The sequence below is a fragment of the Vibrio sp. ZF57 genome (assembly GCF_001691235.1).
GTDB classification, from domain to species: Bacteria; Pseudomonadota; Gammaproteobacteria; order Enterobacterales; family Vibrionaceae; genus Vibrio; species Vibrio crassostreae_C.
The window spans coordinates 80,323-89,538 of record NZ_MAKD01000024.1 but is presented as its reverse complement, the minus strand read 5'-3'; the positions used below and the strand labels follow the sequence as shown (position 1 = coordinate 89,538).

General features: G+C 45.0%; 9 protein-coding genes. 3 read left to right on the top strand and 6 right to left on the bottom strand.

Annotated features, from left to right (window positions below; translation table 11 throughout):
• Nucleotides 1-90: 90 nt before the first annotated feature.
• From A6D97_RS03460 to A6D97_RS03440, 5 genes are all read right to left on the bottom strand, one after another.
• The gene (locus A6D97_RS03460; RefSeq protein ID WP_065583834.1) at nucleotides 91-1,905 is read right to left on the bottom strand and encodes a sodium:proton antiporter; all 1,815 of its coding nucleotides are present in this window, start codon (nucleotides 1,903-1,905) and stop codon (nucleotides 91-93) included.
• Nucleotides 1,906-2,069: 164 nt separating this feature from the next.
• The gene (locus tag A6D97_RS03455; RefSeq protein WP_017063422.1) at nucleotides 2,070-3,269 is read right to left on the bottom strand and encodes a NupC/NupG family nucleoside CNT transporter; all 1,200 of its coding nucleotides are present in this window, start codon (nucleotides 3,267-3,269) and stop codon (nucleotides 2,070-2,072) included.
• A gap of 205 nt (nucleotides 3,270-3,474) precedes the next feature.
• Complete coding sequence (locus A6D97_RS03450; RefSeq protein ID WP_017063421.1) at nucleotides 3,475-4,395, bottom strand: LysR family transcriptional regulator; 921 nt, start codon at nucleotides 4,393-4,395, stop codon at nucleotides 3,475-3,477.
• Nucleotides 4,396-4,530: 135 nt separating this feature from the next.
• Nucleotides 4,531-5,529 (bottom strand): lytic murein transglycosylase, encoded by a 999-nt coding sequence (locus tag A6D97_RS03445; protein WP_017062371.1) that lies wholly within the window; start codon nucleotides 5,527-5,529, stop codon nucleotides 4,531-4,533.
• A 30-nt stretch (nucleotides 5,530-5,559) separates the two neighbouring features.
• On the bottom strand, nucleotides 5,560-5,850 hold the full coding sequence (locus A6D97_RS03440; protein ID WP_017062372.1) for a YcgL domain-containing protein: 291 nt from the start codon (nucleotides 5,848-5,850) through the stop codon (nucleotides 5,560-5,562).
• Between the two features lie 219 nt (nucleotides 5,851-6,069).
• Here A6D97_RS03440 and minC point away from each other — a divergent pair, with 219 nt between their 5' ends.
• Genes minC through minE form a run of 3 tightly spaced genes read left to right on the top strand, consistent with a single transcriptional unit; the run spans nucleotide 6,070 to nucleotide 7,836 of the window.
• Nucleotides 6,070-6,732: a septum site-determining protein MinC gene (gene minC, locus A6D97_RS03435; RefSeq protein WP_017063419.1), complete on the top strand. Its 663-nt coding sequence runs from the start codon at nucleotides 6,070-6,072 to the stop codon at nucleotides 6,730-6,732.
• Between the two features lie 21 nt (nucleotides 6,733-6,753).
• A complete protein-coding gene (gene minD, locus A6D97_RS03430) occupies nucleotides 6,754-7,566 on the top strand; it encodes a septum site-determining protein MinD (RefSeq protein ID WP_009848498.1) in 813 nt (270 codons plus the stop codon).
• A gap of 6 nt (nucleotides 7,567-7,572) precedes the next feature.
• Entirely contained in the window at nucleotides 7,573-7,836 is a 264-nt protein-coding gene (gene minE, locus A6D97_RS03425) for a cell division topological specificity factor MinE (protein WP_010436847.1), read from the top strand.
• Between the two features lie 129 nt (nucleotides 7,837-7,965).
• On the opposite strand, the gene rnd is transcribed toward minE, so the two are convergent.
• Nucleotides 7,966-9,084, bottom strand: coding sequence for a ribonuclease D (gene rnd, locus A6D97_RS03420; protein ID WP_017062374.1), 1,119 nt, complete (start codon nucleotides 9,082-9,084; stop codon nucleotides 7,966-7,968).
• Nucleotides 9,085-9,216: the final 132 nt, after the last annotated feature.

Here is a 9,216-nt window from a genome sequence, read left to right as displayed (position 1 = left end):
GTACCTGAACGTTGCGGCTTTTTTGATGCTTTGGTACTTAGCTATTCGTTTTTAAAACGGGGTGACTCGCTTTTGATGAAGCGCTCGTTGCTACTTATCTGGACTCTCAACTTTTTCCGTCTGTTCAGAAGGCGGTAATAAACTAATAAGCTCACACTCCGTTGATATGAGTTTTTCCAACTCAGATCCTTGTGTAATTAAACGGAAATCACCGCCATTAATCACCCCAAGAGGAATGGCTTTAGGATACAAAGCGTTAAACTCTTTTAAATCAAATGCCTCGGTCAAACCTGTACTTTTAATTTGGCTACCCTGAGCCATCAACGAGTTAAGCTTAGAATAGGTGATCCCTTCCGAAAACAGACTTCTATTGCCATCGCGGCTCACTTGGTGCCTTTCATGTTTATTCTCTGAGGATTCAAGCTCAAACACCTTATTGGCACCAAACTCGTCTTGGTAATGCATGCTGACTAACGGGTTGGTTTGACGATAAGGCGAGACGATCATCGCACGCCCTATCCCATCGAGTTCCAAATTGTTTTCCGCGTGGCTTGAAGCTGGGTTACCAAAGTAAACATTCAAGTTATCCATACGAGCTAAGCGAATGCTTTCCCAGTTAGTATCAGCAAGCACACTGTTGATGTTGTGTGTGGCTAGCACCTTGGCAAATTGTCTTGCAAAGTGAGTGGCGCCAAAGAAGATAACCCCTTGCGCTTTCTCTTGAGTGACCCCTAGCCTTCTCGCCCACCAGCTCGCGGTTAAGCTCTGAATCACAACCGTACCAATAATGACTAAGAACACCATGGGCACGAGCAGATCTGCGCCTTCAATCAATTGCTTCTCTTGCAGTTTTATCGCAAACAGAGAAGAAACCGCGGCTGCTACGATCCCGCGAGGTGCCATCCAACTCAAAAACCATTTATCCGCCGAATTAAGATCCGTACCGATCCCGCTGATCCACACGCTTAACGGGCGAGCCACCAACATAACCACCGCTAGCAACCCAATACCGCCCCAACCTATCGAAAGGAAAGCCCCCGAATCGAGTCGACTGGCTAACAGAATAAACAACGCAGAAATAAGTAACACGGTCAGGGTTTCTTTGAATTCGATGATGTCTTCGATGTCCAAGCCCTTCACGTTGGCAAGCCAGATCCCCATGATGGTCACGGTTAATAAACCCGATTCTTCACTCAGATCATTAGAAAACGAGAACGCCGCCAACATTAGCGTCAGCACAGCCACATTACGTAAATAGTGCGGTACCCAATGCCCTTGCAGCATCTTGGCAATCAAATGGCCACCGATGATCCCTAAGCCTAAACCTATGACTAACGTCAGGCCCAGAGCTGACAGAACATGTCCGGTAGGGTCGGCAGAAGAAACAATGTACTCGTAGACGAGAACCGCAAACAGAGCGCCAATCGGATCAATTACTATCCCTTCCCATCGCAAGATACTGCCTAACGAAGATTTAGGCTGAATACTGCGAAGCATGGGCACGATTACCGTAGGGCCAGTTACCACAACTAATGCACCAAACAGTGCGGCTAACGGCCAACTGAAGTCCACAAAGTAGTATGCCCCCACCACGATACACGCCCATGTAATCAACATGCCGAAACTCACGAGGTGAGTCACCATCCGGCCATGGCCTCTGATTTCTTTGAAATTTAGGGTCAATGCTCCTTCAAACAAGATGATGGCAACCCCTAAGGAGATCATAGGAAACAGCACATCACCGAAAATGGCATCGGGATTTAGAATATTCAGGCCGGGACCTAACAATAGGCCAACGATAAGGAGAGGGAGAATGGCGGGAAGACGTAAACGCCAGCCGAGCTGCTGACAAGCTAAAGACAAGAGTCCAATTAACGCCAAAGAAGAAGTAATCGACAAATCCATTTGTGCCCCTAAAAGGTTTGCACCACACCCTGTGGTACAAACTATTCAATGAAATAAGAAAGCCTACGTTCTTACACTATAGGCTCTCTTTTTCACGCTAACCGAATATTATTGTGATTAATCAGTCACTTTACTATAGGGGGAGTAAAGTCATGATCAGTTAACTATAGAGAAAGTACAACACCAGCAATAGCAGCACTCATTAGGTTAGCAAACACACCTGCACAAATTGCTTTGAAGCCATATTGTGAGATGAAAGAACGACGCTCTGGAACTAAGCTGCCCAAACCACCGATAAGAATCGCCATGGTAGAGATGTTAGCAAAGCCACATAGAGCGAAAGTTACGATCGCTTGCGAGTGCTCACTTAGTGCCTCTTTAGCATCCATTAGTTGGATGAAAGCCACGAACTCGTTCACGACAATCTTGTTACCGATCAATGAGCCCGCAACCACAGCCTCAGACCACGGTACACCGATCAGCCATGCAACGGGTGCAAACACATAACCTAGGATAAGTTCGAAGCTTAGGTTTACGCCAAACCAGCCGCCAACGATACCTAGCAAGCCATTCAGCATTGCAATCACACTGATAAAGGCAAGAAGTGTTGCACCCACCGCAACGGCAATACGAAGTCCAGACATAGCCCCATCTGCCATCGCCTCAACTACGTTTGTTGCTCGTGGAATTTCTACATCAGACTCAATATTTTCTTGAGCGTCATTTGGGCTGCCAGGTACTAAGATTTTAGCCATCAATAGGCCGGCTGGTGCAGACATGAATGCCGCAGCGATCAGGAAGTTTAGGTCAACGCCAAGCGATGCATAACCCACTAGCGTACCACCAGCTACAGACGCCAAACCACACACCATCACAGCAAACAGTTGTGAATCTGTCATGTGTTTTAAGTAAGGCTTAACCACCAATGGCGCTTCAATCATGCCGACAAAGATATTGGCAGTCGCAGACAATGATTCCGCACGACCTGTGCCCAAGAACTTCTGTAGCGCACCACCAATAAGGTTGATCACCTTTGGCATAAAGCCGATGTGGTACAAGCCTGAAATCAGTGCAGAGAAAAAGATAATGATGCCAAGAACATTAATCGCGAAAACAAATCCGTTATTAGTTAGGCCACCAAATAGGAAGTTAATCCCCTCTTGACCGTAGTTGATCAAGCTAGATACCGCACCCGTGGCTGCATTCAACGCTTCTTTACCCATTGGTACATACAGAACCAATAGCGCGAATGAGATTTGTAATAAGAAAGCCAAAGAGACTGTTCTTAGTGGAATATTTTTTCTGTCCGTAGATAGTAACCAAGCGGCAACTAAAATAGTGATAATTCCAAGTAGGGAAGCCATGTGCGTCAACCTAAAAGTTGTAGGTAGGAAAGGCGACGCATTCTATAGAGGAAATCGTTTGCGGCAAGCTGAGGTTGTTAATGTGATGTTGGGGTAATCACGATTTAACTATGAGTATAATTAAGTTATTGAATTTTAATAATTAACTTTGATTAAAAAGCGTACTTTTTCCATATGGAAATTATATTTATAGATTAGGAAACAGTTAGCGATGCAGTTCAACGCAAGTTTTGAGGTTTTTGTCCCAATACGTCGGCGACCCGATATGATCTTTAATGAACTCAATCACTGCCGAAAGCTTCTTCGGCATATTCTTTCGGCTCGGGTAAACGGCATAGAATGGCATCAGCTGACTGGCTCTCCACTCTGGCAATACTTGAATGAGCTTGCCCGTTCTAAACTCTTCTTTCACTAAGTAAGTCGCCAAATAAGCAACGCCCCACCCTGATACTGCCGCGTCTCGTACTGCCTCAGCCAAATCGACTGAGTAATCGCCCGCGACTTTGACGCTGAGGTTTTCTTGCCCGTTGTCAAACGCCCACGATGTGTAATCTCGTTCACGGCTGCGATAGATAAGACAGTTATGGTCAATCAAATCGGAAGGTACATGTGGCGTCCCGGCCTTAATCAGATAATCCGGTGACGCAGCCACCACAAACTGGCTGTCTGCTAAACGCTGCGCAATGTAACCTTCAGGCAAGTCTTCATTGTTGGTGATCCAGAGATCCAATCGCTCTTCAATCATGTCCACCTTATAGTCGAACAAGTGGACCTCGATTCTCAACTGAGGATAAAGCTGTCTGAGTTGATCAATCGCCGGAATGATATGGAGTGTGCCAAATGACTGCGACAAACCGACGCGTAGTATTCCAGAGATATCATCGCGCTGGCTATCCATATCCATCTGAGCTGCTTTCACCGTGTTAAACAGCTGCTCACAATGTTGATAGAACACGTCTCCCGCTTCAGTCAGCGTGAGGCTTCGTGTGGTTCGTTGTACCAACTTGATGCCGATTGAGTCTTCAAGCAAAGCGACTTGCTTACTGATATGAGACACCGAAACGTTCAAGCTTTTTGCAGCACTGGTAAAGCCTTCGTGCTTGATCAGCGCATGGAATATCACCATCTGTGCAGCTCTATCTGTTAGCACAAGATCACCTTATTAAATCTCTGAAATATAAAATCAAAAAGGACTCCGAAGAGTCCTTTAGTTCGTTCTGCCTATGATAGGCCAAATGCTATTCAAAGCGACTTAGGTCTGTTAATCAAACTTAATTCTGTCGGCTAGGTGGCTTACTGCCAAAGCAAAGTAGTAAGAACGATTCCACTTCATTAACACATTGTAGTTGTTATAAATGAGGTACGAACGTCCGGTTTCATCATCCGGCATGATTAACCAAGCTTTAATGTCTTCATCAAGTGTTGGCAGTGGGCGATCGTCATAGCGTTTAATACCGAGTTCAGACCACTCTTTTAAGTATTTCGCTTTGTCTTCGTCTCGACCTTGTAAATCGATCGACACAGTTGACGGAACATGAACCTGACGACCCCAAGTATATTTGTCATCCCACCCTGATTGGCTGAGATAATTGGCCGCCGAAGCAAATACGTCTTCTTCAGTGCCCCAAATGTCTTTCTTGCCATCACCACTGCCATCAGCGGCGTAAGCTAAGAATGAGCTTGGCATAAACTGAGGTTGACCCATCGCACCAGCCCAAGAGCCTTTCATCTCTTTTGGTGCAATATGGCCTTGATCAAGAATCTTCAATGCCGCCATCGCTTCGCTACGGAAGAAAGCTTCTCGGCGTCCTTCATAAGCCATGGTCGTTAGGGCGTCGATAACGCTGTAATTGCCCGTGAACTTACCAAAATTACTCTCAACGCCCCATAGCGCGACAATGAATCTTGGTTGAACACCATATTCATCACCAATACGCTTTAACGCGGTGTAATGCTCCTTGTAGAGTGACCTTGCTTGCTTCACTTTCCAATCTGGAACCGCTCGTGGAATGTATTCATCCAGAGTCAGTTTTTTCTCAGGTTGGTTTTTGTCGGCTTTTACCGCTCTTGGCTTAAACGTTACACCATCAAAGGCTTCATCAATGATCGCTTCAGAGATGCCTTCTTCACGGCCTTGTTGTTTTAGTTTTTCTACATATTGCTCGAAGCTCAGTTCTTCAGCTTGTACTGAACTTATGGTCAGGCTATTACCCAATAGTAATGCCGACACAGCCAATATGGTTTTCGAAAATTTACTCAACGATCACTCCTCCTTGAATTGAGGTGGCTATCACTCTTCGTCTTGAGATTTCTGTTGAGCTTTACGCTCTTTATGAAGCTCAAGTTCGTTAACTGGTGGTGGCGGAACCTGTAAAAAGAAACCATCGGTATTCAGTGATTCTTTCACTTTTTCGATGTTTACTTGAGCCAGTTTACGGCCATCCATTTTAATTACCATTACAAAACTAGGTTTACCAAACATTTGCATCAATGCGTCAGGAACTTGTGAAAAATCATCCTTCTTAGGGATATAAAGGTATGTTCCTTCTTTCTTTGAGCTTTTATATATAGAACACAGCATGACAAACCTTTTAATTGATTATGACTACAAAACTCTCACTTGCGAGATCAATAGTTTATGTTAGGGAAATATTGGGAACAAAACGTCCATTTGACAACAAGATTACTTGCTGTGCTTGGTTTGGGAATATAACATGATAAACCTAGTTTCAGGCAATGCCCTTTATTTTATTGATAAAGAAATTGTACCCATTCGCTATTGAGGTCCTGTAGTTTTTCGATGTCTAGTAACCCAGATCTAAAAGGTAGCAGTTTTACGCTATCTGTATTGCACTTATCCGATGATCAAGTCGAAAATGCAGTGTCTTTTCTTCAAGAGAAGGTAGACCAAGCACCTACGTTTTTCGCTGCCGCACCTGTTGTTATCAACATCAGTAAAGTCGCGGGCGATATCGATTTTGTGCAACTTAAAAATGGTATATCTCAAGCGGGCATGATCCCGGTTGGTGTGGCAGGCTGTTCTGATAAGCGAATGCAAAACCTCGCTAAAGAAGCCGGTTTTGCAGTGATGACGGCAAGCAAGTCGCCATCTCAAGCTCCAGCGAAAATGGCACCAATCAAAGTGATTAGAACCCCTATTCGTTCTGGTCAGCAGGTTTATGCGAAAGATGGCGATCTATTGATACTCAGCCATGTGAGTGCAGGCGCGGAAGTGATTGCCGATGGCAGCATCCATATTCATGGCACTTTACGCGGCCGTGCGATTGCAGGTGCAAGTGGTCAAACTGAAGCAAAAATAATTTGTAATGATTTACAAGCCGAGCTGGTTTCTATTGCAGGAAATTACTGGCTCAGCGATCAAATTGAAAGCGAGTACTGGCAGAAGAAAACCATGTTCAGTATGGCAAACGATGTATTACACGTTGATGTCCTCGCAATATAAGAGAAATAAAAGGAAAACAGAATGGCACGCATTATCGTTGTAACGTCAGGTAAAGGCGGGGTAGGCAAAACGACCTCCAGTGCAGCTATTGCCTCGGGTCTGGCTTTAAAAGGAAAGAAAACCGCAGTTATCGACTTTGATATCGGTCTGCGTAACCTAGATTTAATCATGGGTTGTGAGCGTCGTGTTGTGTACGACTTCGTTAATGTTATCAATGGTGAAGCGACGCTGAACCAAGCGATGATCAAAGACAAGCGCACAGAGAACCTGTTCATTCTTCCTGCTTCTCAAACTCGTGATAAAGACGCACTAACAAAAGATGGTGTTCGTCGTGTATTTGATGAACTGGATGAAATGGGCTTTGATTTCATCATCTGTGATTCTCCTGCGGGTATCGAACAAGGCGCTCTTATGGCGTTGTACTTCGCTGATGAAGCGATTGTAACCACCAACCCAGAAGTCTCTTCAGTACGCGATTCAGACCGTATTCTAGGTATTCTTGACTCTAAATCTCGTCGTTCTGAAGACGGCTTAGAGCCAGTGAAAACACACCTTCTATTGACTCGCTACAACCCAGCACGTGTAACTCAAGGTGAGATGCTCAGTGTTGAAGACGTTGAAGAAATCCTGCACATCTCTCTACTGGGTGTAATTCCAGAGAGCCAAGCGGTACTGAACGCATCGAACAAGGGTGTTCCAGTTATCTTTGACGAAGCAACCGACGCAGGTATGGCTTACAATGATACTGTAGAGCGACTACTGGGTAGCCAAGTTGACTTCCGCTTCTTAACGGAACAGAAGAAAGGCATCTTCAAACGACTGTTCGGGGGCTAATGCACAATGTCATTATTAGAGTTTTTTAGACCACAGAAAAAGACAACCGCAAACCTAGCCAAAGAACGTTTGCAGATCATTGTTGCCGAACGACGCAGCCATGACGACCCAGCGCCGTCTTACCTGCCGCAACTAAAAGAAGACATCTTGAAGTGTATTGCCAAGTACGTTGAGGTCGATCCATCAATGGTTGATCTGACTTTTGAACACAAAGATGACGACATCTCAGTGTTAGAGTTGAATGTTAAGCTTCCAGAAGAAGATCGATAATCTTTCTGAACAAGATTGGCAGGTAATACACTTGCTTGTATTGATTGAATAAAAAAGAGAGCCTAGGCTCTCTTTTTTGTATGTGCAGTTTATAACTGTAACTAAGTTAGGCTTTAAAGCAGCAAGCGGTTATTTGATCGCTTTACTCAGCTTTTCGCCAACCACATCTAAACGCCAGCCTTGCATAACATCAGGCAGCTTTTCTGGGTTACGATCGTGCTTCCACACCCAGCTTAACATTTGGTTAAGTTGCTTCTTCGATGCCAAGAATTCCGTCGCCAAACCACTGTGTTGTGATGCTGTTTTCACTTCATCTTTCAGCACTTTGAAGAGTTGCTTGTAGCCAGGGAAGTCCATTAGACGTTCTACTGGTGCTGGGTACTCTTCTTCTGGTGTATGTTCCGCTAACTTTACGATTGAGCTGATCTTCGCACCATGGCGACGCACAGAGCGGTAATCAAAACCCTCTTGCTCCATGTGCTTGGGATCTTTCATCGCAAAACGCGCCACAGCCCATAGGTCTTGTTCTTTGAAGACAAAGTTCAGCGCTAAATCGCGCTTGATTGCTTCTTTTAGACGCCAAGTTGCTAGAGGTCGTAAGATCGCTAATTGCTTAGGTTTAAGCTGCCACGCCCCTTTAATATCAAGGTAGGCTGTATCTGGGTTTACTTTACGAATGCGCTTGGCAACTTGTAAATCAGACTCTTGCTGAGCCGCTTCCCACCAGCCAGCTTCCATCACTTTTTCTAGAAGCTTGTTGTACATTGGCATTAGGTAATGCACGTCTGCTGCTGCGTAGTCCAATTGTTTTTGAGAAAGCGGACGCGCTAGCCAGTCTGTGCGAGATTCACTCTTATCGAGATCGACACCGACAAACTCTGAAACCAGAGCAGCAAAGCCCGTTGATAAACCATGACCTAAGAAAGCCGCCATGATCTGTGTATCAACCATTGGTGTTGGTGTACAGCCAAATGCGTTCTGGAACACTTCCAAATCTTCACCGCACGCGTGCAGCACTTTCAATACTGATGCGTCTTTCAACAAGGTAACGAACGGTGTCATGTCATCAAGAGCAATAGGGTCAATCAGTGACAGCGTTTCACCATCAAATAACTGAATCAAGCCTAATTGAGGGTAATAGGTTCTAGTACGAACGAACTCCGTATCAAGCATAACGACATCGGCTTCACGTGCTTGTTGGCAAACTCGCTCAAGGTCTTTCAATTGGGTAATGATTTGATAATCCACAAAAACTCTCACAGGTTTCTATTTGATCGCCGGATACAAAAATGCCGACATTAACTGTCGGCATTCTAACACCATTTTTCAGCGCTCGCTTAGATTAAGCGCCTCAATGGTTTTGGTGCAGTACTTTCGCGC

What these genes read in the sequence shown, in the direction of transcription:
- A6D97_RS03460 (WP_065583834.1), bottom strand. Translation starts at nt 1,905, where the DNA reads ATGGATTTGTCGATTACTTCTTCTTTGGCGTTAATTGGACTCTTGTCT.
- A6D97_RS03455 (WP_017063422.1), bottom strand. Translation starts at nt 3,269, where the DNA reads ATGGCTTCCCTACTTGGAATTATCACTATTTTAGTTGCCGCTTGGTTA.
- A6D97_RS03450 (WP_017063421.1), bottom strand. Translation starts at nt 4,395, where the DNA reads ATGGTGATATTCCATGCGCTGATCAAGCACGAAGGCTTTACCAGTGCT.
- A6D97_RS03440 (WP_017062372.1), bottom strand. Translation starts at nt 5,850, where the DNA reads ATGCTGTGTTCTATATATAAAAGCTCAAAGAAAGAAGGAACATACCTT.
- minC (WP_017063419.1), top strand. Translation starts at nt 6,070, where the DNA reads ATGTCTAGTAACCCAGATCTAAAAGGTAGCAGTTTTACGCTATCTGTA.
- minD (WP_009848498.1), top strand. Translation starts at nt 6,754, where the DNA reads ATGGCACGCATTATCGTTGTAACGTCAGGTAAAGGCGGGGTAGGCAAA.
- minE (WP_010436847.1), top strand. Translation starts at nt 7,573, where the DNA reads ATGTCATTATTAGAGTTTTTTAGACCACAGAAAAAGACAACCGCAAAC.